Origin of the sequence: Flavisolibacter ginsengisoli DSM 18119 (assembly GCF_900129295.1) — a bacterium.
Classification (GTDB): Bacteria; Bacteroidota; Bacteroidia; order Chitinophagales; family Chitinophagaceae; genus Flavisolibacter; species Flavisolibacter ginsengisoli.
On record NZ_FQUU01000004.1, the window covers coordinates 153,297 to 179,278 of the forward strand.

A 25,982-nucleotide genomic window follows, 5' to 3' on the forward strand; every position below is an offset into this window, starting at 1 on the left:
ATATAGGACTACAGCTTTTATTGCCCGGTTACAGGCTTTGGGAAGATATTTTAAAAAAATCAGGAAATATCCCCCACCTGGTTATTATATATAGTCTCCCAATTGGTGCGAGTAAACCCAGGCTATATAGGATAAGCATTGAAGATATAATAATTTATAATAATGCCTATAACCACTCTATAATAATGAAGTGGAACCTTTGGCCCCGAACCAGGTTCACCAGGATGGAGCGCTGGAGTAGTCTGATCTTTCGATTCGTACGGTAAGGTTCCAGGGAATAATTGAATAGACCAGTATTTTAAAAGCAGCCTATTAAACTTAACTTGCAGCTGTAACCTAACTGCATATAATAGAGTCATATACTTCAGAATGCATACCGAGCCTGCTGATATGGACATCATCTCCCTGGTGTTAAAAGGTGACCAAAACGCCTATTCAATACTGGTAGACCGTTACAAGAACTATGTTTTTACCATAGTGCTGCGGTATATTAAAAGCCGTGAGGATGCGGAGGAAGTGGCACAGGATGTATTTATTAAGGCGTATCGTTCTTTAGCCGCATTTAAAGGAGATTCCAAGTTCAGCACCTGGTTGTATACCGTGACAACAACCACCTGCATCACATTTTTGAGAAAGAAAAAACTGGAGGTGCATTCGCTTGATAATGAAAGAGTATTCGAGGTGGCTGATAGCGTGGACAGTGGGATGAGTGCTAACCAGATAGAACAAAAGAGCAAGGTGAATATGGTGAATGAAGCCATTAAGATGCTTAGCCCGGATGACGCACAGGTGATCACCTTGTTTTATAAAGGAGAACAAACGCTGGAAGAGATAGCTCAGATAATGGGAAAAGAACCCAATGCAGTTAAAGTACAGTTGCACCGGGCAAGAGGCAGGTTGAAAGAAAAAATGGAAAAATATTTCAGCGCCGAGGTCAGAGACATCTGATCATGAGGCTAAAAATAATTAGATAACCGTAAAACGGTACAGATATGAAAGATACGTTCAACATTCCTTTAGAAGAGGATGAAATAGAGGTAAAGCTTTGGGAATATATTGATGGCCTGGCTAAAGCAGATGAAATGTCTGCCATAGAAAAGCTGGTGCAGGAAAATGCCGAATGGAAAGCTAAATACCAGGAATTGCTGGAGGTCCATGAATCATTGAACCTTGTTGAACTGGAACAACCTTCACTGCGTTTTACCAAAAACGTAATGGAAGAAATTGCCAGGTTGCAGATAGCCCCCGCAGCGAAGCAATATATCAACAGCAAGATCATTTGGGGTATCGGGGGATTTTTTATCACTGTAATTGTAAGCTTCCTGGTGTATGGCCTGGCACAAATAGACTGGTCAACATCGCAAAGTGTGAACACAGGTGTGCTTGATAAAATAACGGATGCAGATTACACCAAAGTATTTAACAACACCTTTGTGAATGTCTTTATAATGCTTAATGTGGTATTGGGCCTGATGCTATTTGACAGGTACCTGAATGATAAAAAGAAAAAATTAATGAAAGAAGCTTGAGTGATTCGCCGGCTTTCAATAGCTGGTGCCTATCTCAGGTTCGGTAACGCCCTTCTGTTTCCAGGAGGGCTTTTTAATGCAGGTAAAAATATTTAGGTCTTATAGTGCTTCCAGTATCTCTTTCACTGAAATCCTTTTGCGGTAATCCTCATTGAAATACCTGAAGGTGACAGCTCCATCCCTGTTGATGATATAAACGGCTGGCACAGGCAAGGAGGCTTCTTTTTGATGGTTCAACGCCAACAGGTCTATGCCAGCATTTTTATAACGACCCACCGTCCTGTCATCAACTTTAAAACTAACGCCATAATTATTACTGATCTTCATGCCCTCATCGCTGATTATGGAAAAGGCAGCCCCCGTTTTAGCAACGGTTGAATCTATACCTTGTTTTCCTTCAGGAGTAATAGCAATGAGTGTTGCACCCTTATCTTTTATCAATTGCAGAGAATCGTTCATGCGCTTTAAGGCCTTATTGCAATAGGGACACCAGTATCCACGGTAAAACATAACCACCACCGGCCCTTTTTTCCTGAGGTCCTTTAATACTACCGGGGATCCGTTCTGATCTACAGCCTGGAAGTCGGCAGCTTTGGAATTGATAAACAGACCTTCAGGCTTTTCCTGGGCATTCACCACCATTCCCGAAGCCATTATAAAAAAGCACAAAAACCGATTCTTCATATCATAGGTTGTACTATAAAATTATTGGCTGTTTTATTTAAATAAAAGAAAAGAAAGAATTATTAACACAATCTTGGTGAACGATTGGATCAGAAAACCTCTCACCTCCAGCCCAACCATTTGAAGTATGTTTATTAGAAAGTAGATTATTCTTTATAAGTTTTTGAGCCATTGAAGTTCTGATGATATATGTCCTTCAAAAAAAGGACTCGTTTTTCCAAAATCTCAAAGTAGTATCCCCAATTATAGAGACTGGAATTATGATTACCAAAATCGTTTAAGTTATAAATAAACTCTTTCTCTTTAATGTAATAATCCAACCATCTCTTTTGAGAATTTACAAGCTTGCTTTTCATTTCCGGCAATAGGATAGATTGAGCCTTTAGGTAATACTTATTTTAAAGTTTATCATATGCATCTAAACGCTTGCTTTCGCCCCAATTCATACCCATCGTTGTATTTGCCATAGAATAACCATAATATTCAGATAAGAACTCTTGAATACGGATGGTGTCTTCAGCAAATTTGATTTCGTCTTCTTTGAGTCGATCCGTTAAATATTTAAGATCACTATTATTGCGAACCTTAAAGTCTTGAAGCTTTTTATTGACAACTAAGGAAATGGCTTTATTTATATTTTTCTCCACCTCAGGCTTAAGGATCAAATCATAGTTTTTGTCTTCTTCAAAAATATCCGAAGTGTCGGCACCTTGTCCAAAACCGTTTTGATAAACTAATATTAAGGCTACTAATAAAAAAAATTTCATCTTAGTCTTTGCTTTGCTGTTTAATCGTATTCATAGCCCTAATGTAGTTTAGCACCTGACATTATTAGTCCTATTGGTGGCAGTTCATTTACCAAAGAGCTTCTGCTCTTGTTCAAATACTTTGTTAGCCTCAAAGTATAAGGTTTTCGTCTCGCCTTCTTCGGTCTTAACAACCATTTTGTCACAGGCATTTTTGCCACCGTTACTGATACTTTGACTTTGTAACTCCGCACCTATCATATTTATAATAAAATACTCTTCCTCAATCTGAGTGATATGCCATCCTGTTTCACACGTTTTTCCATCACCGCTTGTTGTAATGGAATACAATAGCCCAAATTCAATGTCATGATATTTCTTTTGGTTTACTGTGTCCCCGAGAATTTTATAAGTCTGCTGCAGGTACTTATGCGCAAACATGCTTGTATAGTCAATGCTTAGCATTGCTTTCGATAAACTCACTACGCCAAGATAATTTTTGCTTTTTATTTCTGCGTAGACTTGTTTTTTCAGGTTGTTGTAATTAGTTCCTTTTTTACTAAACTGCCTGCTATCCAAAAAGCTGTTCCGGAAATCGGTATAGTCAATACCCAGTTCCCCGCTTTCAAGTTGGCTAACATACTTTGAGTACTTGTCGTTAAAAGATGGAATTTCAATTTTGCTGTCTTGTCCAAAAACGACTGGTGTTAATTGCAATGCTAAAATAGCAAGTAGAAGCATTTTGAAGCCTGTCATTCTGTTGTTATTTTTTTGTGTTGGGCAAATAGCAACCAACAGAACGAGACTTCGTGAAGTAGCTGTTTTTAAAAATATGCACAATCACTTGCTTGCTGTAGTTGATTTTTACTTTGCAGCTTAAATGTAGTTAGTTAAGTGCTATTTTACAAAGCTTGTGTTAAACGACAATTAGGTGTAGCAGAATATTATTGATTGAACTCCGCCATTTTTTTGGCAATATGATCCATTACTTCTTCCTTGCCCGATGAGTCACCGCAGCAGTAACTTGCGTCTCCAAACTCTTCGGCGGGACTCATCGATTCTGTTCCTCCCGCTCCCCCTTCTTCCAATTCAGCAACACTCCAATGAACTCCAGGTAATCCCGAAGCAGCGATATGTTCCCCTGGCCCCTTTAATAGAATCCCCAGATACATAAACATAGTTATAGGTATTATGGCTATACCCTAATCGAAACACGCAGATTCTGGTCCATGTAATCTAGCTTTTGCTCTTGTAACAGATTTGTACACTGCGCATAGGAGAAAAGATAGTAAAATGGAATAAAAGGTACTAGTGATTCTGCAAGATGAGTCCCGCTCTGGATATCATAAAGTGTGAGATACTCCTGCGGTGACTCATCGGAAAAGGAAATATTCTTCCTCCGCGTGTCTCATTTGCATCCTTGCAATTCACTCGCGGGTTAAAAAACGATAATCATTTTTACCTGGTAAATTATCACTCCCCGCCGCTACCCAATACATAAAATAAACCTGCAGAAATTGTAGCATTTTTGACATCAGAACCGTTTTTATCAATAGATGTCAATCCTATATTATAGCGGGCATTGATGCCAAATCCTGAACCAAATTTATACCCCAGTCCCACGTTCAAGGCAAAGTCCACAGGCTTCAATTCGCTTTTAATATCTGCAGATATGCCATCTGCTTTTGCTTTGGCTGAAACCAGGAAACCAACCTGCGGGCCAGATTCAATGTAAAATCCAGAAGAGGCCACATAGCGCTGGATCATAATAGGGATGTTTACATACGATAGCACCGTTTTCTGATTGTCTATTTTAGCACCTTGCATAGAATATACTATTTCTGGTTGCAGCGCATAGGAAAGAAACCCCTCATTATCCTCGCCAATGGTGATCTGGGCAAGTGCTCCAAGGTGGGGTGCTATTAAAGTCTCTTCCGTCAAAGCCTCACTGCCGATGAATGTAGAAAAATTAGCACCACCCTTTAAGCCAAAGTTCACATTCACCTGTGCCTGGAGTGTAAAGCTGCAGCAAAGAAATGCGGCAATTGAAAAAAACAAAGATCTCGTTCTCATAAAGTTTTTGGTTTTTGAATTTGTAAAAAAATGATTGATCATATGTCAGTTTGGATTTGTTCCCAAAGTATTGGGAATATACCCAGGTTAGCCTGGTACACATTTTCTCAAAAATGTATTTGAAAAAAATATTATGGGCCTAAAGAAACTAGTTGTTTCTTTAAATGGCAACTACCGGGGTTAGAAATGTTGTTGTTTTTTACTAGTTGTGGAAAATTCCTACTACTATTTGTAATCAGTAATAATTTACCCCTAGATAAAAGACCATGGAGTCCTTAATTTTTGGGCTCAAGATCCCAAAGTGTTTTTTGCACATCAAAATGAAATAATCACCAGTTCAAACAAAACAGCTATTTGCTTGAACCACAAAGTAACCGGGATGTGTCGAACCGTAATTAGAGTTAGCAGAAAATTATTGATTGAACTCCGCCATTTTTTTGGCAATATGATCCATTACTTCTTTCAATTCACTTTCGGGACTAAAATCAATAACTTTTGCATCTTTCTCCACGATAGCTGTATGTCCAGGCTGCATATAGAAAACATCGCCTCCCTGTAGTTTTTCTTCTTTTCCATCATCATATTTCATCAACAACTCTCCTTCCAAAACATATCCCCAATGCGGACACTGACAACTATTATTTTTTAATCCCTGCAACAAAGGAGAAATGTCTGTGCCTGCAGGCATCTCATTACAAGCGACTGTCATTCCTCCCCAACCAGGAAGTCCTCTCATTACTGTACCAGGAGCTTCCATTGTAACAGGAATGTCTTCTTTTTTTACTTTCATAAAATCTGTTTTAATAGTTATGAAAGACAACAGCTAATAGCTATTTAGAATTGAATGATCCTACCAAATAATATAGAGATATTGGTTTAAGGCTTTCTTGCTATTGCAAAAATAAAACACTATTAAAACGTTTTTACAGATAAAAGCCAGGACGAAACAATTATTTTTTCCCGTTATTTCTCCTTAAACGCCAACAGTACCCGTTTTCACTTTTCCATCCCTCTTGTAATGAGTGATGATAACTCCCTTCGTTGTAACCATACTTTCCGTTAATGTAAAAGCTGCAGCAACTGCTCCATTGCCAAAAAGCTTTTTTCCCTTACCTAATGTGAGAGGGTGAATTTTAAGCCTGAGTTCATCTACAAGATCATTTTTCAACAGCAGCTGAATGAGTTCACTGCTACCCCAAACCTGGATATCAGGACCTTTTGATGCCTTGAGCTTTTTAATATCTGATAAGGTTTTTACAACCACCGAGTTTTTCCACCCGGTCACCCGCGGATCTGACTTTTTCATGCCTTTGGAAAACACATATTTTGCACCTTCATTAATACGCGGCCAAAAATCTCCATGTTCAGGCCAGTAGGCGGCCCAAATCTCAAATGTTTTTCTGCCCAAAAGATAATCGGCAGGTTGACTTAACTCTTCCTGAACAACCTTACCATACATTTCATCACCATAGGTTGCCGTCCAGCCGCCATATTTAAAACCACCTGATGTATCTTCCTTTGGAGCACCAGGTGCCTGCATCACTCCATCCAATGTGATCATCGATAAAACAACTATTTTCCTCATTTTACTTGTTTTAATTTTTAATGCTTACACGGTTTGGTTTTCAACCACAGTGAATGTAAATTTTCTATTAGCCACCTGGATGTTCGTCCTGCGACAGTATTGAGTAATTTGGAAAACAATCTTTCATTTTACTGCTGTTTAGCAATAGTATTTAAAAGATCATCCAGGTAGTTCAATGTCATGGTAAATCCTTCCTTGAAGCCCATTTCAATCATCTTCTCCAGGTCGGCAAGTTCTTTATGTTTAATGATAATGCTTACTGTTGTAGTGCCGTTTTGCTCATTAAAATTCAAATCCCAATCTGATGTGGGCAACTCAGTATTGATGTTTTCATCCTTGTCAGCAAAAGCAGACAACATTTTGAAATTGGTTATCGGGCTAATGGAAGTAAATTCCTGTATCGACCAATGCTCCTGTCCTTCCGGGCTTACCATAGCATAGAATCTTCGTCCACCAACTTTGAAATCCATAACTTTTGTTTTTGATTCCCATGGTTTAGGTGCCCACCATTGGTCAAGAATTTCAGGTTTGGTGAAAGCATCCCAAACCAGCGATTGGCTGGCATCAAATTCCCTGTTTACGAATACAATACTTGTTGTTTTGTCAACGGTGAAATCAAATAATAAATTGTTGATCTCTGCCTGGCGGGATTTCTCTTTGTTCAACATTTTTTCTGTTTTTTAATGGTTGATAATAATTTGTCCAACTGGCTGAAACGTGTTTCACAGATTTTGCGGAGCTGCTCCAGCCATTTGTCTATTTCTTTCATTTTGTTTATTTCAGCCTGTTAATATATTTCCTTGCCTTTGTGCGCTTGATATACCAGTTTCACACTCCATTAAATCGCCGGAATGCCTGTAAATAACATGACGGGTCGTGTCAAAATGTTCGGCAATGGTATATAGCTTAGCCCTTCTTGTCCTGCCTGCAATGGCCTGGAGAAATCTCTTCCCGCAACTGCTGCAATTTTAAATATGAAACTATTCAGTTGCAAATATATGCGCAACTTATTGGTTTCGCAATTTATTCCTGGCTTATTTTAAAATTTAGGTGATGACTATTTTAATATTCCTCCCTCTATGAACCTATACTCATCCTGTGAATCGGGTTTTTCAACCATCTTGTAAATTCACCCCAAACTTTACTTACTTCTGTCAAAAGCAACTCCAAACAACAATTTCCGATTCACCCACTTTTTGTTGATTTTACACCTAACCCAAGCCCTACCAACCCTACGGATATCCCATAGATATCCCGAAGATATCCCGAGGATATCCCGACGATAAGCCGACTCTTATAGGGTCGGGATATCCCCGGGTCATCTATGGCTGATGTACAGAAAATATTCGGTTTACCCCTTGCTTTTTTAGCAAATTGCTATTATATTTAGCATTCATTAGTAAAACGTACTTATGGCCAAGCTAAACGGCCCCCTTGATTTTGTGGGTAGCCTGGGTGGTATTTCCGCCTATAAAATGAAAGGAGTCAAAAAATCAATCATCAGAAAACCTGGTGGCCCTTCCAGGGAGGATATCAGGACAAAACCTAGCTGTGATATCGTAAGAAGGATCAATTATGAATTTGGAGGCCGCTCCAGGGCAGGCAAATTTGTACGAGGGTGCTTTAAACCATTGATGTCAGTTTCTGATTTCAACCCCGGCCCTTCCATTTGTTCCATCATGAACCATATACAGCCCCTGGACACATCCAGTGAATATGGTAAACGAAGTGTACTTATTTCCAATGCCCTTTACTTACTGGAAGGCTTTAACATCAATCAAAGAAATCCTTTTGATACCATGGTGCGCCATCAGCCGCAAGTTGTCATAGACAAGAACAGTTTATCTGCTTCTGTACTATTTCCAGCCCTGGTACCAAGGGTGAATTTCTTTCCTCCCGGCTCCCATTCCTATTTCAGGATAGCCGCGGTGCTGGCCGTGTTGCCCGACCTTTTTTTCAAAGGGGAAGATTATGGTCCGAAGGATGAATTTTCCATCTTTCCTGAAAAGGTTGTAAGTGAATGGCTGGTTGTAAAGACAGGGTCTGAGGCCATACAACTGGACCTTCAACTTCCTGCTGCTCCCTCCTTCAATAGCTATAGCCTGGTGCTGTCTGTTGGCATAGAGATGGGAGCAGCAGGCATTGCAGGTGCCATTGAAACCATAAAGCACACGGGCTGTGGAAAGATACTTGTAACAGCATGACCATTAATTCCTGAACATGAAATAAACGGCCCCTAACAGGAAACAAAAACTAACCAGGTATTTTAATTGGAATGGCTCTTTTAAAACCAGCACGGCAAAAAAGCTGAAGACCACCAGGGTGATCACTTCCTGTACGATCTTTAACTGGAAGGCGCTGTAGCCATCTGCAAAACCAATGCGGTTGGCGGGCACCATCAGCATATATTCAAACAAGGCTATGAGCCAGCTTAAGACGATGGCTTTCCAAAGCGGCCAGCCTGTATGTTTCAAATGATAGTACCAGGCTGTGGTCATGAATATATTGGATGCCGTTAATAGACTAATGGTTTTGAGCATGGAATGAATGATTGAAATGAATACGATATTATATAAAACTACTGAATGCAGTAATTGTTTAAGTTCTGCTTACGATTGACCAAAATAAAAAAGTCTTCCGGGGAAGACTTTTATTAAAATAATGAAAGTTCTTTCTGTTTAATTCAGGCTCCTGAAATCCACTGGAACCAGTTTACTCACTCCCGGCTCCTGCATGGTCACTCCATAGATAACATCCACCGTGCTCATGGTAGTTTTATTGTGGGTAACAATAATGAACTGCGAGTTGTTACTGAATTCACGGATCATATTGGTGAACTTACCTACGTTGGCATCATCGAGCGGGGCATCCACCTCGTCAAGGATACAGAATGGTGCTGGCTTGATCAGGTAAATGGCAAATAATAAGGCCGTAGCGGTCAATGTCCTTTCTCCCCCGCTTAACTGCCCAATGCTGCTGGGGCGTTTACCCTTTGGCTTAGCCATTATATCGATACCAGTTTCGGCCAGGTTGTCCGGGTTGTCCAGGATCAGATCGCACTGATCATCTTCCGTAAACAGGCTTTTGAATACACGGCGGAAATTTTCCCTTACCTGGTTAAAGGTTTCGAGGAACTTCTGGTTGGCTGTAGTTTCCACTTCGGCAATGGTTTGCAATAAACTTTGCTTGGCGTTTACCAGGTCATCTTTTTGCTCAACGATAAACTCGTAACGCTTTTTCATTTCTTCAAAAGCTTCGATAGCTGTAGGATTCACCTCGCCCAGGTTTTCCAGGCGCTTTTTCATGCGGTCACTCTTTTCCTGCAATTCTTCCACAGGCGTTTCGGAGTTTCGCGGCTCATCTAAAATATCTTCCAGGACAATTCTAAATTCTACATTCAAACGTTCTTTCATTCCGGCCAACTGAAGCTTGACATCCGTGAGCTTATCTTTTATTTCAGAAAGCAAATGTTCTATTTGTTCTTTTTCCTTGACCTTATGTCTTAGTTCACTTTCCTTGGCTGCCAATTGATTTCTCAGGTTGTAATATGCCTGGTCAGCTTCATTCAGAATATGCTCCTGGTCTTCCTTCCGGCGCATCAATTCAAAAAGCCCTTCCTCCACCTGTTTCAGGTTGTCCTGGGAGGATGTAATATTTTCTGTTGTTTCCTTGAGTTGTACCGTGTTTAATTCGACCTGGCTTTTGAGGTCATTCAGCTGGTTGCTTTTAAAATTAAGCTCCTGCTTTAATGCCGTGATCTTGCTTTGCTCACGGGTCACCTGGAGGTTCAGGTTGTTATACTGCGTATTGATCTCGTTGTATTCCAGCTCAATATTCCGGTAAGCTGTTTCTGCTTCCTGTAATTGAGCAGTATACTCAGAAAGTGTTTGATTTAATTGGGTAAGTTCATTACGAACATTCTCGATGGAACCATGTGTACTGTCCAATTGGGATTGCAGGTCCTCAATGCGGTTTTGTGCAGTAGCCTGTGAATGATTCAGGTTCTCCAGTTTATTCTGCTGTCCATACAATTGGTTATTCAATTGCTGGATCTCCTGCTCGGTTTGACGGATCACGTTTTCTTTCAAATCTGCATTGAAGGTGATCACCTCATTATGACGGGCCTGTATCTGGCTATTCAGTTCATCAACGATCAGTTTTTGCGAGGCTATCTGTTCCCTTAATTTTTCAAGATTCTTTGCCCTACCGATCTTTTTTCCTTCAAACAAACCAACACTACCACCAGACAATGTATAACTACCTTTTACATATTTGCCATGCTTTTCCAGGATCACAAATCCATTGCTATTTACCAGTGCTGAATCGTCATTGGCAATAAATACATTACTTAATAATTGCTCCGCTAACTTCCGGTATTGTTCATCTACTTCTATGACATCAAGCGCGGGTATGGTATCACCAGGCAAATGGGCCGGTGATACGGGTGTCGCGTCATTGACCTTGTCCAGCAAAAAGAAATTTGCTTTTCCTTTTTTGTTATCATCCAGCAAATGAACTGCCTGTAAACCTTCTTTCAAATCATTGACCACGTAATAGTTCAGGTAAGGCTCCAGTACATTTTCAACAGCCGCCCTGAATTCTTCTTTTACATAGATGATATCAGAAAGAATAGGCGCCTTATGATTCCAGCCATTATTGTTATGAAGGAATTTCACGCTTTCAGGATAACCTTCCATTGAATCTATAAGACTCTTTAAAAGATCATGCTCATTCCTTTTGGAGTCAAGCTTTCTTGTTTCTTCGGCCAGTTTGGATCTTAATCCTTCAAGAACTGCCTGTGTTTGTAATATCTGTTCTTTGGTATTATTATGGTGCTGTTGCAATTGTTCCAAATCTACCTGCCGGGCTTCGAGGGCCTTTTGCTTTTCCTCTTTTTCTATCTCCAATTGCTGTATCTGGTCCTGCCTGTTGGCTTTCTCTTCTTCCAACTGGAATATGGTCCTTTGCAGGTTTTGTATGGAAGTATCGGCAACCGCCACCTTTTTCTCCGCATCAAACTGGCTGCGTTGCACCTGCTGGTAAGAAGAACGCAGGTTATTTAGTTTATTCCTGTTCTCATCCAGGATATTTCTACGGGCATCTACCTGTGAACGCAATTCTTCCAACTGGCCCGTTAAAGATTCCAGTGTCTGCTCTTCTTCACCCAACTGCTGCTTTGTAAAATTGATGCTTTCATCAATACCCGTTATCTGGCCTTCTGCCTTACCTAAAAATTGTGTAAGGTTTGTTTCCCTTTCTTTCAGGTATTCAAGTCGCTGGGCTGCCAGGTTCTTTTCATTTTCCCTGGTTCGTACGGTTTGAACCAATTCATTAAAGCCCTGCTGCAGTGTGTGTAGTTCCTTTTCCCTGGTGATGAATCCTACCCTTTCCTGTTCCAGGCTGGCTTCTTCGCCTGCCACCAGGGCCTCTAAAGCGATGCGTTTATCGGTTTCTGTATCGTGTTGCTCATTAAGTGCTCTGAAGGTCAGGTTGAAGCCTTCCAGGGCAGCCTTGGCCAATTCTATGCTTATCTCCCTGTAATCTTTTTTGATCTCGTAATATTTCTGGGCCTTCTTTGCCTGGTTTTCAAGTGTTTTCAACTGGTTGTTGATCTCGAATAACAAATCTTCAATACGGGCAAGGTCCTGCTCTGTGGCATCCAGTTTTTGCTTCGCTTCTTTTTTACGGGTCTTATAGATGGAGATGCCGGCAGCCTGCTCCAGCATTCTGCGACGGCTATTTTCCTTATCCTTGATCAGGTCATCCACCATTCCCAATTCAATAATGGCATAACTATCGGTAGAAATACCGGTATCCATGAAAAGATTCTGGATATCCTTTAGCCGGCATTGCACATCATTCAGGCGGTATTCACTTTCACCGTTCTTATAAAATTTACGCGTTATGGTGATAGTGGTAAATTCAGTAGGGAGAAGATTCTTGGTGTTTTCAAATGTCAAGCTTACTTCGGCCAGTCCACTGGCGCTCCTGGTTTTGGAGCCATTGAAAACAAGGCTTTCCAGGTTTTCAGACCTCAGATGAGATATCTTTTGTTCGCCAATAACCCAGCGAATACTGTCCACAATGTTGCTTTTACCGCACCCGTTGGGACCTACGATACCAGTGATGTTTTCATCGAAACTAACCAGGGTTTTATCAGCAAAGCTTTTAAAACCCTTGATTTCCAGTGATTTTAGTCGCACTCTTCAGCAATTTTATGACCGGCAAATATAACGGAATGAATGTATAATATCAGTCAATTTAACAGTAGGCGCCGGTGCTTTATACCCAATTTTTACACAGGAAGGACTGCAATTCTGTCGCTTAATTTGAGTTTAAGTGATCGGACGGTTTTTATTCTCAGAATTTTTTGCCTTCTTTTGTATAGAAACAAATATTCCAACGACTATGAACATTATTGTTCCTACCGATTTTAGCCCAATTTCCCTGAATGCCGCCCAGTTTGCAGCCAAAATGCTTGCGGGTCAATATGAATCGACCCTTGTATTGTACCATGTTTACAGTAATTCTAAAGAAGCCGTAGATGCTAATAATAAACTACAGGAGTTAAAAACCCAACTTTTAGCTGATGGTGTAGTGAAAATTGAAACTATTGCTGAAGAAGGTGATGATTTCATTGAATGCCTTGATCGTAAAGTACGCTATATGGATGCCGTACTTCTTGTGATGTCTATAAACGACAAGAACAAACTGGAGCAGGTAATCTCCAGCAGTAATTCCCTGAGGATGATTGAAAAGAACTTATGTCCTGTTTTGGTTATTCCTCAAAATGCAAAATTCAACCAGATCAAAAATGTAGCCTTAGCATCTGATTTCAAGGATGTTCAGAATTCTATACCCCTGGTGCCGGTGAAAAAGGTTTTGAACCTGTTTGGGCCTAACCTGCATATTGTAAATATCAACAGTGAAATCTATGTTTCTTTAAGTGAAGAATACCTGGAACAGCGTAGAATGATGCTGGAAATGTTTCATGAATTTCATCCTGAGTTTTATTTTATCACCACTTATGATTTTCATGAAACCCTGCGCCAATTCATTGATGATAAAAATATAGACCTGGTACTTACTTTTCCGCGTAAGCATTCATTTATCAACAACCTGATAAAAGGTAATAACACGAAGAAATTGGTATTGGAGAGTGCCATCCCGGTTCTGGCTGCACACGAGTAATACATGGTAATTTCCTGGTTTTAAGGAATTGTATTGCGCATGCCCAAATCCTGGAAACAGGCAGTCTTTATAGGGCGGGTAACTTTTTTTTACGAACCTCCTGGCCTAATTTCGGCCTGGAGGTTTTTTATTAACGTTTGTTTGCTTTTATGAAGAACATAAAACTGATAGAAGTTCCATCAGAAATTGGTGCAGGAACAAGAGGTGCCAGCCTTGGTATTGAGGCGATTAAGATCGCTGCACTGGATTTTATGAGTAATTTCTTTATTCATTTTCCTTCTGAAAAAATACCTACAGAGAATAAGCTATTGTATGAGGCCATTGAATCGCCATATGCCAAACGTATCAAAGGCATTGTATCCATGTACGATAAGGTAAGCAAGGCTGTTTCAGATTCCATAAAGAACAACTTCTTCCCGGTAATATTAAGCGGGGATCATTCCATAGCGGGAGCCACCATAGCCGGTATAAAAATGGCAAAACCCAAAAGTAAACTTGGGGTAATCTGGATAGACGCTCATGCTGATCTGCATACACCTTTTACCACGCCATCGGGAAACCTGCATGGTATGTCAGTGGCCACGGCAATTAATGAAGATAACAGTGAAAGTGCGGTGCATGAACCAGATGCTGAAACAGTGAAACAATGGAACTACCTGAAAACCATAGGTAAGATAGCTCCCAAGGTGCTGCCTGAAGATGTAGTATATATTTCCCTGAGAGACTACGAAAAAGAAGAAAAGAACCTTATTGATAAATATGGGATGAAGGTGATCACTACCAAGGAAGTACGCAGTAAAGGACCTGAGAACATTGTTAGAGCCGTGACACGGTATTTCAGCGACTGTTCGGATATCTATATTTCCCTGGACGTGGATAGCCTTGATTCTTCCATCAGCAAAGGGACCGGCACACCGGTAAGCAATGGTTTAAAGGAAAGAGAGGCAGAAGACCTGATCAGCAAATTCATGCAAAACAGGAAAGTATGCTGTTTTGAAATAACTGAGGTGAACCCCACCCTTGATAAGGAAAACCTGATGGCAGAAATAGCATTCAACATATTGCAGCGAAGCGTGAATGTTTTATTAATGAGTTAATGCAACGCACGGCAACCTATGGTTGTCAGGAAAGAAAAACAATGGGAAAGTTCATCCTCCTTTTGCTCATTACCTTTCTTTTCCAGGGCTGCTCAAAAGAAAAAAGGAAATTGGTCAGAGGCACTGTTATAATGCAACAAGGTTGTGCACCAGGCGCCTGGTTAATTAAACTCACAGATCCGGACCCGAAAAGATTTTCCTTCCTGTGTAATAAAGAAACTTCTATAATATCTTCGGCCATTTACCATTGCGGCAATGCAGTGTATATTCTTTCTATGCCTGCCAGCATGGCACAAGTAGGCAAAAAAGTGAAATTTTCATTGTGGACAGATAAGGGACCGTACTGTTTCTCATCTAACTTAGCACCCCATCACCTGGAAGTGCAAGACCTTTCAGAAGAATAAAAGATATGCGTACAATACTTTTCGTTGTTAGTTTATGTTTTTCATGCCTGGCATCTACTGCCCAGCATAGTTATAAAGATTCCATTCAATCGTTCATAAATCAATACAGGGATACCCATGAAGTGATAAATAGAGATGACAGAAAAAAACTGAGTTTTTTTCCTGTAAACGAGAAATACCGGGTAAAAGCAAAATTCGAGAAAACTACTTCTAATTCATGGTTCCTGATGCCTACTTCAGGTACACTTAAAAAAACATACAGGCTATATGGAGTACTGCACTTTAAAATAGATGGAGCTCCGCTCCAGCTTAATGTGTACCAATCCCAGGATCTTTTACAAAGCGAAAAGTATAAAGATTATTTATTTCTGCCATTTACCGATAGTACCTCGGGATACGAAAGCTACCATGGTGGCCGTTACCTTGACCTCACATTTGATGATATACAAGGAAATGAGGTGGTACTGGATTTTAATAAGGCTTACAATCCATATTGTGCCTATGTAACAGGCAGGTATAATTGCCCTATTCCTCCGCCAGATAACCATTTACACATTGCTGTGAAGGCTGGCGAAATGAGTTATAACAAGGAATAATCAAACAGGAATAATGCATCTCTGCGGGAATAGTATTCCAAAGTACTAAGTACTGAAGGTTTTGGCTAATCCATCAGCAAAACTTAAAGGCTGGTAGCCAAGTTCCTCTTTCGCTTTTGAAATATTAAATCCTGTTTTTTGAGGTCTTTTTGCAGGTTCTTTCAAATCCTTTTCAGTGATAGATTTAATTAAGCTGGCATCGAGGTGTAAATAATCAGCTACAGCAACAGCCATTTGATAAGGCGACATAATATCCGGGCCTGACAAATGATAAACGCCGGTAACTTGTTTTTCTATGATCTGGAGGATGCCCGCAGCAAGGTCTTCCACATAAGTGGGAGTTCTAATTTGGTCTGAGAAAATACTGAGCTGTTTACCTTTTTCCAAAGCTTTTGCCACTACTGTCAATAGATTATCCCTGCTGGCAACAGGTTTTCCATACACTAACACAGTGCGCACAATTGCCCAGGGATGTGGATACTGCATCACCTCATCTTCAGCAAGGATCTTTGTATGGCCATAATAATTTACGGCCTTTCTTTCCTCTGCTTCTGCATACATACCTTTATTACCATCAAAAACGAAATCTGTAGATAGAAAAATGAACCTGGCTCCTATCCTTTCACAGGCATTTAATAAATGAATGGTGGCCACTACATTATTTTGAAAAGCATTTTCCCTGTCTTTTTCACATTCATCTGGCTTTGAGATGGCCCCGCAGTGAACCACAATTCCCGGTTGATATCTTGCAATTGCACTGTCCACTTCTTCCTTTTGAGTAAAATCAAGCGAGGTATATTGAAAACCTTCTCCTGTAAATGGCAAACGGCATTCGCCCCTTCCTGATGCAATAACTGTGTAAGCACTTTCCAACAACAGCTTTGTAAGATAATAGCCAAGGAAACCGTTTGCCCCGGTGATCAATACTTTGTTCATCTTTCAAAATTAACTGCAACCTTCCTGCCTGCAAGTGAGAAATGATAATGGAAGTCAAATTTGCTTAGGTTTGCCTTCCATAAATCAGAATATATGAATAGAGTATCCGTAATAGGTGCCGGAACAATGGGAAATGGTATAGCTCACGTATTTGCCCAGAATGGTTTTTCTGTGAACCTGGTTGATGTTTCAAAAGATCAACTCAATACTGCCGTTGCCACCATTACAAAAAACCTGGATCGCCAGGTAGCAAAAGGAACAATTACACAGGGCGCTAAAGAAGATACCTTGAAAAATATAACTACGCATACTTCACTGGAAGAAGGTGTAAAATTTGCAGAACTGGTGGTAGAAGCTGCTACAGAGAATATTGAATTAAAACTGAACATTTTTAAAAACCTGGATACACATGCTCCGGCAGGCTGCATACTAGCTTCCAACACTTCTTCTATCTCCATTACTAAGATAGCTTCAGTGACCTCGCGTCCAGGGCAGGTAATTGGCATGCACTTCATGAATCCTGTTCCGGTAATGAAGCTTGTAGAGATCATCAACGGCTATGCAACCACAAAAGAAGTAACTGATGCAATTGTTAACCTAAGTAAACAATTAAATAAAGTACCCTGTATTGTCAATGATTATCCAGGGTTTATTGCCAACCGGATACTGATGCCTATGATCAATGAGGCTATTTACAGCCTGTATGAAGGAGTGGCAAGCGTTGAAGCTATAGACACCGTGATGAAGTTGGGTATGGCACATCCAATGGGGCCATTGCAACTGGCTGACTTCATTGGCCTGGATGTATGCCTAAGTATTTTAACTGTCCTACATGATGGATTTGGCAATCCCAAATATGCGCCTTGTCCTTTGCTTGTTAACATGGTCACTGCCAAAAAGCTTGGTATAAAAACAGGAGAAGGTTTTTATCAATACCAATCAAATAGTAAAGAACTGGTGGTAAGCCCCAGGTTTAAGTAATAATAAAAGAGGCTGTCCATGTAGACAGCCTCTTTTATTAATGTACAAAGTATAATTTACTGGTAACCCAATTTCAATTCCACCCTCCTGTTCTTCGACCGGCCGGCAGCAGTTTTATTATCTGCTATAGGGCGATTCATACCATACCCAACAGAGTTGAGCCTGGCTTCATCTATACCTTTGGAGACTAAATATTCTTTTACGCTTGCAGCCCTCTTTTCACTAAGGTTTTGATTATAATCAGCGTTACCAACATTATCTGTATGGCCTTCAATAGAAAGCTTTAGATTATTATCATCGCTTAATATTTTAACTATATCATCCAGGGCCTTGTTTGATTTAGAAGAGAGCTTTGCACTGCCTGTTATAAAGAATATATTCTTAGCAGCATAATTTACTTTAGCAATAACTTCCTGTTTTACTTCCGGGCAGCCATTGTTTTCTTTCAAGCCTGGTACTGTAGGACATTTATCTTCTTCATCATTTACACCATCATTATCAGTATCAGGAACAGGACAACCATTATAACGTGCAACGCCCGGCACTGAAGGGCATTTATCCTCTTCATCATTGATGCCATCATTATCAGTATCAGGAACAGGGCAGCCTTTGTACTTTGCAAGTCCGGCCACTGTAGGACAAGCGTCTTCTTCATCATTTACGCCATCATTATCAGTGTCAGGAACAGGGCAACCGTTATATTTAAGGGTTCCGGCAACTGTTGGGCATTTGTCTGAATTATCAGGAATGCCATCCCCATCTGTATCAATTGGAGGAGGGGGAACAGTAGCTTTTACCTCTGGCTCTTTTTTATTAGCAATAACACCTGAAATACCAATGCTGTTGACAAAATGGTAGTTATTGGTTTCAGTTGTAACAGGCACCCGATATTGGGAAGAGATGAATAAAGAGGCTTCATCAAAGAAGTTTATTTTAAAACCCAGGCCCAACGGTATAAATGCACCATAATAACTTTTATACTTGCTGGCCCCAACGCCGGCAATTAAATAAGGAGTCAGGATGTACTTTTCCGGAAGCAGCTTAAAATTAAAAGAGGCATCACCTTCGAACAAAGCCGCGCTATTTGTAGTAGTGTTTTTGGCAGGAAGAGATATAGTAGGGAAAGAAATGCCTATAGTGCCTGCAAAATCTATATATTTTCTTAACCCGTTAAAGTAGGTAACAGCAATACCAGGAGACATTTCACTGAATTTAGCCCATTCATTATGGGTAAATACACTGGAAAGACTTCCCTGGCGTATACGTTGTGGAGTTACAAAATCATTAAAAAAGAAACTGACGCCTATGGCTTTAGGCCTGATATTATTTTCCTGGGCAGATACGGACTGAAAAAGAGAACCAATTATAAGCAACGAAGCCGCGACTTTCTTCATAAAGTAGTTTGGTTTATCCGGAACAAAAATAAAAGCATTGCAATAAAAATAGGAAAATATTTAACCTTAAACTAAAGGAAGGTCTCAACCGGGATCTTTTTCCAGCACTTCCACTTTTACCTGGGTTAATCCCCTGCCTGTATAAGCCAAAATTTTAGCTGCTGATTTGCTAAGATCTACTATCCGTTTCATCCTGGGGTGAAGTCTATCGTTGGTCTTTACAATAACTGATTTGTTATTTTTCAGGTTAGTCACCCTTATCCATGTACCTAAAGGGAGGATGTTACAGGCAGCTGTTAATTTATTATGATCGTATATCTCGCCATTTGCTGTTGGGCGTCCATTGAATTTATCGGCATAATAACTGGCAATGCCATAATACACTTTGGGCTTTGGACCGGGGGAGTTAGATTGCCAGGCTTCTGAATTCAGACCAAAGGAAAAATGAAAGATGTAATAAAACAGTATAACATATCTCATAGGAATTATTTATTTGAAAAAATCTTTTCTCTTATTCTCCTATCATCGCCATATACATCTTCGTAAAATACAACATCATCTTTCACAACATCACAGGTAAAATACCTGATATACAAAGGAATTTTTTTGCGTACAGGTATCAAATGCTTTTCTTTCAAGGCAAGCCAATTATTTACAGAATCAACGGGAACAAATTTTGTACTGTTTAAACTGTCGTTGCGTAATATAAAATTGGTAAGTTCCTGCCATGCCTGCACACGCACACATCCATGACTTAAAGCCCGCTTTGATTTTCCAAACAGATACCGTTGGTTGGTATCATGTAAATACACAGAATATTTATTCGGGAAATTAAACTTCATTACACCCAATGCATTTTCATCTCCACTCCCCTGCACAACGCTATAGGGAATGCCTTCTTTAAACTTTGCCCAGGTAACCTTGTAAGGGTCTATTTCGTTGCCATCTTCATCAAATAATGAATATCCTTTTCGTATGGTGTAGCCTGGATCTTTTTTCAAGCCGGGCAAAATATCTTTTTTGATGATGCTTTCAGGAATGTGCCACTTTGGATAAGTTATCAAATCGGTAATTGCGCTGGTGATCAGCGGCGTTTTGGTTTCAGGTTTACCAACCACCACCTTTGATTTCAATACCACCGTGTCACTGTCTATTACCTGCAGGTAATACGAAGGAATATTCACCCATATATATTGCTGGGGCAAAGGTTGCAGCATTTTATATTTATCAAGAGTGATGGCTATCCTGATAAACCTCTCCTTATCAGTATCATTAAGTTTTTCTACCAATAAACCAGATACCTTCCCATCAACTTTTAAGCCTTTTTTCTTTTGATATTTTTTAATGGCCCTTGCTATGGATGCAGAATCAGGAGCCGGGTTGTCTAATAATGAGGAGTCGTCCTCACTTAACCTTTTATAGACAAGTTCAGGAAACAACAAACTGTCCTTAGGTTTGATAATAGTGTAATTTTTAAAATGAGCTTTAGTAAGAAATCTTCTTAATCCCTTTTTTAATTTATTGTACTCCGGACTAGCAGGTTCAAGTTGAGCAGTAAAAGAGTCTATATTGTTGCGGCTAAATTCTTTTAATTGAGATGAAAAAAACTGGGGTGTCAGTAAGGAATCAGTAGCCAAAAGGCTGTCTGGCAGTAACCTTCCTTTTGAAAGATCTTTTACTATTTGTACAAAAGCAGAAGTAAGCAACAGGTCACTATAGGCCCATTTAGCGGCATCCAGTTTTACCTGGGCCGAAGTATCATGCTTTAACTGGTTTTTTAAAGAGCTAAGCTTTGTGTAGTAATAATCACTGGAAAATAATCCATAGTTCTGCGCACTATCCATTAACCGGAATAAAGAATCGCCATTATTCAGGAAGCTACCTTTCCGGGACCATATAGGTTGGAATGAGAATTCATTATAAATGTGTTGAAGTATGGAAGCATTTTTAAGTTGAAAAGAATCTTCAATCTGTTTTCCATTGTGAAGAACATCCTTTAAGGTGCCTTCAATAATATCCTCTGCACTCAGGTTGATATCTTCTGGTTTTGCAACTATCTTTTTTTCTTTTATTGTAACATGATGATCGTTGCACGCGCTGATAAAACAAATGGTGAGTAGTAGAAATATGCCAATAATGCCAGTAAAGGAAAGGTCACATTTGGGTTTGATCATAGGTTAAATAGCTTAACGATCATACAATATAAATATTTTGCTCTATCGGGGATTGAGCATTTATTTATAATTCTATTATAATTAATTCTAATAATTCCGGAGAAAAATAAAACTAAATATTGAGAAAGTATAATTGTTGCACCTTTTCTAAGATTTCTTTAATCTAATTGGAAGAATTACAAGGTGTTTTTTTCTTTTTGTTAAGAATTATAAATCCGTGGGAGCTTTTGCGCCAGCTGCATCAGGTCAGCTATAACCATAGCTGTTATGGCTTCCAGTACAGGGGGCACACGTAAAGCTATACACAGGTCATGACGTCCTTTTACCGAAAACTTTTCTACGGTTTGTGTATCCCAATTCCAGGATTCCTGCTCCTTAGGGGTTGACGATGTAGGCTTAACAACTACCCTGAAAATAATATCATTACCATTGCTTATGCCTCCTACAACACCACCTGCATGATTTGTAACTGTGTGGCCAGATGCAGTGTCTATTGCATCGTTGTGGTCACTGCCAAACATTGTAGCTGCTTTAAAACCCGCACCAAATTCGATTCCTTTGATAGCAGGAATGGAGAATGCCGCATGGCTGATCAGGGATTCTACCGAGTTAAAGAAAGGCTCACCTAAACCAGACGGAACACCAGTCACATGGCATTCAACTATGCCACCTACCGAGTCTTTAGCGTCAATAGCCTTTTGTAATCCATTTTCAACATCTTTTTCTCCCCCTACTTCGGTTATGTAGGCTGTAATAGTAATACCTGGTAATAACTTTTTTGCTACTACACCTGCCGCAACAAGGCATACAGTTAATCTTCCACTAAAATGGCCCCCACCTCTGAAATCTTCAAAGCCACCATATTTTTCATGAGCTACAAAGTCAGCATGTCCGGGGCGTGGAATTGCCCTTTGCTTTTCATAATCCCCTGACCGTGTATTTTTGTTTTCGAATAAGATAGTTAATGGCGCACCAGTCGTTTTATTATTAAATACTCCTGTAATAAAAATGGGTTTATCATCTTCTTTCCTGGGAGTTGTTCCTTTTTGCAATCCTCCTTTCCTTCTTTCAATATCAATTACAAAATCATCTTCATTAATGGGTAAGCCTGCAGGAACTCCATCAAAGGTAATACCTACTGAGGGACCGTGAGATTCACCGAAAATTGTTGACCTGAATGATTGTCCAAAGGAATTCATGCAATGAATTTAAAGATGTTTATTTTAAAGATGCCTGTAATGAACTAAGGTGGTTGTAGAATTGAGGGTAAGATTTATTCACAGCTTCTGCCACATCAATTGTAATCTCCCCTTCTGCACCTAATGCTGCAACTGCACAGGCCATGGCGATCCTGTGATCATGGTGCGAATGAGTTGCCGCCGCATTAACTCCGGTTCCACCTTTGATCAGCATGAGATCTTCCTGTAGTGTGATCTCAATGCCTAGTTTGCCAAACTCCTCCTGTAAGGTTAAAGCGCGGTTACTTTCTTTGTGCGTCAAACGATGAACACCTGCAATCACAGAAGTGCCTTGGCAATAGGCTGCTAAACTTACTAATGGTGGGAACAGATCGGGGCAATCTGTTGCATCAAAATGAAAAGGTTTTAAATGGCTTTGATGAATCTCTATTTGGGAGTCCCTGATACTCATAATTACCCCGGTTTGCTGTAAAGCCTGTAGAATAGCTTTATCAGCCTGCGTGGAGAACATTTCTAAACCTTTTACAACAACATCGCCGGCAATGGCCCCTGCTACAAGTAAAAACGCGGCTCCGCTCCAATCACCCTCTACATTATAGTTAATGTCATTATTAGGATATGCTGAAATGGATTGCCTGGGAAAATAGAATTCTTCATACTGATGATTCAAGGGAACGTGCAACCCAAAGTCAGCCATCACTTTTAAAGTCAGGTCGATATAAGGTTTACTATTTAAATTTTTAACTGTAATGGTTATATCCCGGGCGTTTGCAGCTGCAAACGCCATTAATAGTCCTGTAAGAAATTGGGAGGATAATGATCCATCAACAGTAATGTTAGCAGGAACAAGGGGGCCTTTTATTGTCAAAGGCAACAAACCATTATTTGTCTTTACATCTACCTGTAGCTTTGGCAAAACCTCGTTAAAGAATGACACTGGCCTTTTCAATAAACTGCCTGTTCCGGTAATAGAAATAGCTGTATCACTTATTGCGGCGATGGAGGTAAACATCCGAACCGACAACCCACTTTCACCACAATTGATACTTTCAGACACAGGTTTTACACCCTTACTTTCTATTATAATTGTTTCCCCAGATCTTTCTACAGTGGCTCCCAACTGTTTAATAATATCAAGTGCTGCATGATCATCTGCGGATACACCAGGATTGTGTAACACGGTCCTTCCTGTTTTGATCAGTGCAGCAGCACAAGCTCGTTGCATAGCACTCTTTGAGGCAGGTGCAGTGACTATTCCCTTTATCCTTCCCGGTTGTATAGTTATTCTCATTATAAAGTACTATATAATTGATCTATTGCTATTTTCTCTATTACAGCCTTTCCTATCTTTTCCAATAAGATAAAGTTTATAGCATCTTTTTCCTTTTTCTTGTCCATTTTCAAAACGTTAATTACTTTATCCTTATCATACAGGGCATATGTAGGCAGGCCATATTGTTCTAAGACCTTAGGGACTTTTTCAGCGTTTTTAAATCCAATTAACATACGGGATAGTTCTGATGCATAGGTCATTCCAATGGAGATGGACTGGCCATGAGAAAGTTCATATTGATTCTCCAGGGCGTGGCCAAGTGTATGGCCAAAGTTCAACAGCTTACGATCGCCCTTTTCAAATTCATCCTGCATTACCACCTTTGTTTTGATAAGAACATTCCTTCGAATAAGGCTGGAGGCTTCTCTTTTATTTTTTATATAAAAGTTTAGATCATGTGATTCCAACTGCCTGAACATTGGTGCATCCTTTATACAGGCGTGTTTGATGATCTCTGCAAAACCATTTTGCCATTCAGCTTCCGGAAGTGTATTTAAAAACTGCAAATCCTGGAGAATGAATGCCGGCTGTTTTATTGCACCCACCAAATTCTTATAGACTCCAACATCAATTCCATTTTTCCCCCCTATGGAGGCATCAACAAGTGACAATAATGTTGTGGGAATGAATCCAAATGAAATACCTCTCATATAAATTGAGGCAATATAACCGGCGAGGTCTGTAATCACTCCTCCACCAATACCAATGAGTGTGGTCTGGCGATCTGCGCCCATCTCTATCAATTGTTCAATAACAGAATCTACCGTACCCTGTATCTTATATTCCTCTCCGGGTTTTAAAACGATGGTATTCCAATTTTTAAACTTTTTGGTATGGGCAGCAAAAACATTTTCGTCGGTAAGAATGATGGCATTCTTTGCATCAACCACTTCTTTCAAATGACTTATGCCCGACTCAAAAAAATAATTAACGGATGTACTGGTAAAGCGAAATGTTTTCTTATCCATTAATCATTAAAGATTTTAGTTTGATGAGTAATGCTCTCGAGGTGAACAGCATCGAAATATTTAGTGATAAACTCTTTACTTAACCCTAATTTTTCGCCCTTGGTGCATGCCCGCTCCAGTATCTCATTCCATCTTTTTGTTTGAAGGATGGTTATGTTGTTCTCCTTTTTGTAGGTGGCAATCTTCTCTGCGATCTTCATTCGCTGGCTTAAAATAAACATCAGTTCATCATCCAGGTGATTGATCTGTTGTCTTAACTTTTCGAGGGCAGCATGATACTCTTCTGAGGCCACATCTTCCTTTCTCCAAATGATCTCTTCCAGCATGGCTGCCAATTGCTCGGGTGTAATTTGCTGTTTGGCATCGCTCCATGCATTGTCAGGATCAATATGGGTTTCAATCATTAAACCATCATAGTCAAGATCAATGGCTTTTTGTGCAACTTCTAGCAATATATCGCGCCGACCGCAAATATGAGATGGATCATTAATGATAGGCAATTCCGGGTTCCGTCTTTTCATTTCAATGGCGAGGTGCCACATGGGGGCATTCCGGTATTCCGTATTGCCATAAGAAGAAAATCCACGATGGATCAACCCGATGTCTTTAATACCAGATTTAGCCACTCTTTCAACAGCTCCAGTCCATAATTCAAGATCTGGATTAATAGGATTTTTAATTAAGACCGGAACATTCACACCGCGAAGCGCATCAGCCACTTCCTGTACACTAAAAGGATTTACGGTTGTCCTGGCTCCTATCCACAATACATCAACATCAAAGTGAAGCGCATCTTCAACCTGTTTAGCAGTGGCAACTTCAATGGCAGTAGGTATGCCTGTGATTTCTTTTGCTTTTTGCAACCAGGGTAGCCCTTTTGTACCAATTCCTTCAAAACTTCCGGGCCTGGTTCGGGGTTTCCAGATACCTGCCCTTAAAATATCAACCTTACCTGTTTTGGCAAGTCTTGAGGCGGTTTCAATCACCTGCTCTTCTGTTTCAGCGCTGCAGGGACCTGAGATGATCAATGGACGTTTATTCCATTTTTCCTTTACCAAATCGGCATTGACTTTTTGTTGTGTTTGCATACTA

At 40.0% G+C, this 25,982-nt stretch carries 26 protein-coding genes; 8 read left to right on the plus strand and 18 right to left on the minus strand.

Annotated elements, in window-relative coordinates; genetic code table 11:
- The first annotated feature begins 369 nt into the window (after positions 1 to 369).
- Together BUA53_RS06170 and BUA53_RS06175 are read left to right on the plus strand one after the other, a co-directional pair.
- Positions 370 to 948, plus strand: coding sequence for an RNA polymerase sigma factor (locus BUA53_RS06170; RefSeq protein WP_072834485.1), 579 nt, complete (start codon positions 370 to 372; stop codon positions 946 to 948).
- Between the two features lie 44 nt (positions 949 to 992).
- Positions 993 to 1,529, plus strand: coding sequence for a hypothetical protein (locus BUA53_RS06175; protein ID WP_072834486.1), 537 nt, complete (start codon positions 993 to 995; stop codon positions 1,527 to 1,529).
- A gap of 99 nt (positions 1,530 to 1,628) precedes the next feature.
- On the opposite strand, the gene BUA53_RS06180 is transcribed toward BUA53_RS06175, so the two are convergent.
- The 8 genes from BUA53_RS06180 to BUA53_RS06220 all read right to left on the minus strand — a co-directional run bounded on the left by BUA53_RS06180 (position 1,629) and on the right by BUA53_RS06220 (position 7,285).
- The gene (locus BUA53_RS06180; protein WP_072834487.1) at positions 1,629 to 2,213 is read right to left on the minus strand and encodes a peroxiredoxin-like family protein; all 585 of its coding nucleotides are present in this window, start codon (positions 2,211 to 2,213) and stop codon (positions 1,629 to 1,631) included.
- 398 nt (positions 2,214 to 2,611) lie between these two features.
- Positions 2,612 to 2,980, minus strand: a complete 369-nt coding sequence (locus tag BUA53_RS06190; protein ID WP_072834489.1) for a hypothetical protein — start codon at positions 2,978 to 2,980, stop codon at positions 2,612 to 2,614.
- A gap of 84 nt (positions 2,981 to 3,064) precedes the next feature.
- Positions 3,065 to 3,715, minus strand: coding sequence for a DUF4919 domain-containing protein (locus BUA53_RS06195; protein WP_072834490.1), 651 nt, complete (start codon positions 3,713 to 3,715; stop codon positions 3,065 to 3,067).
- Positions 3,716 to 3,903: 188 nt separating this feature from the next.
- Entirely contained in the window at positions 3,904 to 4,137 is a 234-nt protein-coding gene (locus BUA53_RS06200; protein ID WP_072834491.1) for a hypothetical protein, read from the minus strand.
- 295 nt (positions 4,138 to 4,432) lie between these two features.
- Positions 4,433 to 5,032, minus strand: a complete 600-nt coding sequence (locus BUA53_RS06205; protein WP_175546025.1) for a porin family protein — start codon at positions 5,030 to 5,032, stop codon at positions 4,433 to 4,435.
- A 412-nt stretch (positions 5,033 to 5,444) separates the two neighbouring features.
- Positions 5,445 to 5,822, minus strand: a complete 378-nt coding sequence (locus tag BUA53_RS06210) for a cupin domain-containing protein (protein WP_072834493.1) — start codon at positions 5,820 to 5,822, stop codon at positions 5,445 to 5,447.
- A 183-nt stretch (positions 5,823 to 6,005) separates the two neighbouring features.
- Positions 6,006 to 6,617: a dihydrofolate reductase family protein gene (locus BUA53_RS06215; RefSeq protein WP_072834494.1), complete on the minus strand. Its 612-nt coding sequence runs from the start codon at positions 6,615 to 6,617 to the stop codon at positions 6,006 to 6,008.
- Positions 6,618 to 6,745: 128 nt separating this feature from the next.
- Positions 6,746 to 7,285, minus strand: a complete 540-nt coding sequence (locus tag BUA53_RS06220; protein WP_072834495.1) for an SRPBCC family protein — start codon at positions 7,283 to 7,285, stop codon at positions 6,746 to 6,748.
- A 744-nt stretch (positions 7,286 to 8,029) separates the two neighbouring features.
- Here BUA53_RS06220 and BUA53_RS06230 point away from each other — a divergent pair.
- The gene (locus BUA53_RS06230; RefSeq protein WP_072834496.1) at positions 8,030 to 8,821 is read left to right on the plus strand and encodes a hypothetical protein; all 792 of its coding nucleotides are present in this window, start codon (positions 8,030 to 8,032) and stop codon (positions 8,819 to 8,821) included.
- 3 nt (positions 8,822 to 8,824) lie between these two features.
- Here BUA53_RS06230 and BUA53_RS06235 read toward each other — a convergent pair whose 3' ends face one another.
- Positions 8,825 to 9,157 carry a DMT family protein gene (locus tag BUA53_RS06235; RefSeq protein WP_072834497.1) on the minus strand — a complete coding sequence of 111 codons (333 nt, stop codon included), beginning with the start codon at positions 9,155 to 9,157 and terminating at the stop codon, positions 8,825 to 8,827.
- Between the two features lie 138 nt (positions 9,158 to 9,295).
- Positions 9,296 to 12,820, minus strand: coding sequence for a chromosome segregation protein SMC (smc, locus tag BUA53_RS06240; protein WP_072834498.1), 3,525 nt, complete (start codon positions 12,818 to 12,820; stop codon positions 9,296 to 9,298).
- A 205-nt stretch (positions 12,821 to 13,025) separates the two neighbouring features.
- On the opposite strand from smc, the gene BUA53_RS06245 reads away from it, so the two are divergent.
- The 4 genes from BUA53_RS06245 (at position 13,026) to BUA53_RS06260 (ending at position 15,905) form a co-directional block, all read left to right on the plus strand.
- On the plus strand, positions 13,026 to 13,808 hold the full coding sequence (locus BUA53_RS06245) for a universal stress protein (RefSeq protein WP_072834499.1): 783 nt from the start codon (positions 13,026 to 13,028) through the stop codon (positions 13,806 to 13,808).
- Positions 13,809 to 13,957: 149 nt separating this feature from the next.
- Positions 13,958 to 14,905: an arginase gene (locus BUA53_RS06250; RefSeq protein ID WP_072834500.1), complete on the plus strand. Its 948-nt coding sequence runs from the start codon at positions 13,958 to 13,960 to the stop codon at positions 14,903 to 14,905.
- Positions 14,905 to 15,309: a hypothetical protein gene (locus BUA53_RS06255; RefSeq protein WP_072834501.1), complete on the plus strand. Its 405-nt coding sequence runs from the start codon at positions 14,905 to 14,907 to the stop codon at positions 15,307 to 15,309. The genes BUA53_RS06250 and BUA53_RS06255 overlap by 1 nt, the downstream gene beginning before the upstream one ends.
- A 5-nt stretch (positions 15,310 to 15,314) precedes the next feature.
- Positions 15,315 to 15,905: a DUF1684 domain-containing protein gene (locus BUA53_RS06260; protein WP_072834502.1), complete on the plus strand. Its 591-nt coding sequence runs from the start codon at positions 15,315 to 15,317 to the stop codon at positions 15,903 to 15,905.
- Between the two features lie 45 nt (positions 15,906 to 15,950).
- Here the strand turns inward: BUA53_RS06260 and BUA53_RS06265 are convergent, their stop codons facing one another.
- Positions 15,951 to 16,841, minus strand: a complete 891-nt coding sequence (locus BUA53_RS06265) for an SDR family oxidoreductase (protein WP_072834503.1) — start codon at positions 16,839 to 16,841, stop codon at positions 15,951 to 15,953.
- 93 nt (positions 16,842 to 16,934) lie between these two features.
- Between BUA53_RS06265 and BUA53_RS06270 the strand changes: the two genes are divergently transcribed.
- On the plus strand, positions 16,935 to 17,822 hold the full coding sequence (locus BUA53_RS06270) for a 3-hydroxyacyl-CoA dehydrogenase family protein (protein ID WP_072834504.1): 888 nt from the start codon (positions 16,935 to 16,937) through the stop codon (positions 17,820 to 17,822).
- 56 nt (positions 17,823 to 17,878) lie between these two features.
- Here the strand turns inward: BUA53_RS06270 and BUA53_RS06275 are convergent, their stop codons facing one another.
- The 7 genes from BUA53_RS06275 to BUA53_RS06305 all read right to left on the minus strand — a co-directional run bounded on the left by BUA53_RS06275 (position 17,879) and on the right by BUA53_RS06305 (position 25,978).
- Positions 17,879 to 19,216, minus strand: a complete 1,338-nt coding sequence (locus BUA53_RS06275; protein ID WP_072834505.1) for an OmpA family protein — start codon at positions 19,214 to 19,216, stop codon at positions 17,879 to 17,881.
- An 84-nt stretch (positions 19,217 to 19,300) separates the two neighbouring features.
- Positions 19,301 to 19,696, minus strand: a complete 396-nt coding sequence (locus BUA53_RS06280; RefSeq protein ID WP_072834506.1) for a septal ring lytic transglycosylase RlpA family protein — start codon at positions 19,694 to 19,696, stop codon at positions 19,301 to 19,303.
- Between the two features lie 5 nt (positions 19,697 to 19,701).
- Complete coding sequence (locus BUA53_RS06285) at positions 19,702 to 21,390, minus strand: L,D-transpeptidase family protein (RefSeq protein ID WP_072834507.1); 1,689 nt, start codon at positions 21,388 to 21,390, stop codon at positions 19,702 to 19,704.
- A 200-nt stretch (positions 21,391 to 21,590) separates the two neighbouring features.
- Complete coding sequence (locus BUA53_RS06290) at positions 21,591 to 22,589, minus strand: chorismate synthase (protein WP_072834508.1); 999 nt, start codon at positions 22,587 to 22,589, stop codon at positions 21,591 to 21,593.
- A gap of 19 nt (positions 22,590 to 22,608) precedes the next feature.
- Positions 22,609 to 23,880 carry a 3-phosphoshikimate 1-carboxyvinyltransferase gene (aroA, locus tag BUA53_RS06295; protein WP_072834509.1) on the minus strand — a complete coding sequence of 424 codons (1,272 nt, stop codon included), beginning with the start codon at positions 23,878 to 23,880 and terminating at the stop codon, positions 22,609 to 22,611.
- Positions 23,880 to 24,890, minus strand: a complete 1,011-nt coding sequence (gene aroB, locus BUA53_RS06300) for a 3-dehydroquinate synthase (protein ID WP_072834510.1) — start codon at positions 24,888 to 24,890, stop codon at positions 23,880 to 23,882. Before aroB ends, aroA begins: the two co-directional genes overlap by 1 nt.
- On the minus strand, positions 24,890 to 25,978 hold the full coding sequence (locus BUA53_RS06305) for a chorismate mutase (protein ID WP_072834511.1): 1,089 nt from the start codon (positions 25,976 to 25,978) through the stop codon (positions 24,890 to 24,892). Before BUA53_RS06305 ends, aroB begins: the two co-directional genes overlap by 1 nt.
- Between the last annotated feature and the right edge of the window lie 4 nt (positions 25,979 to 25,982).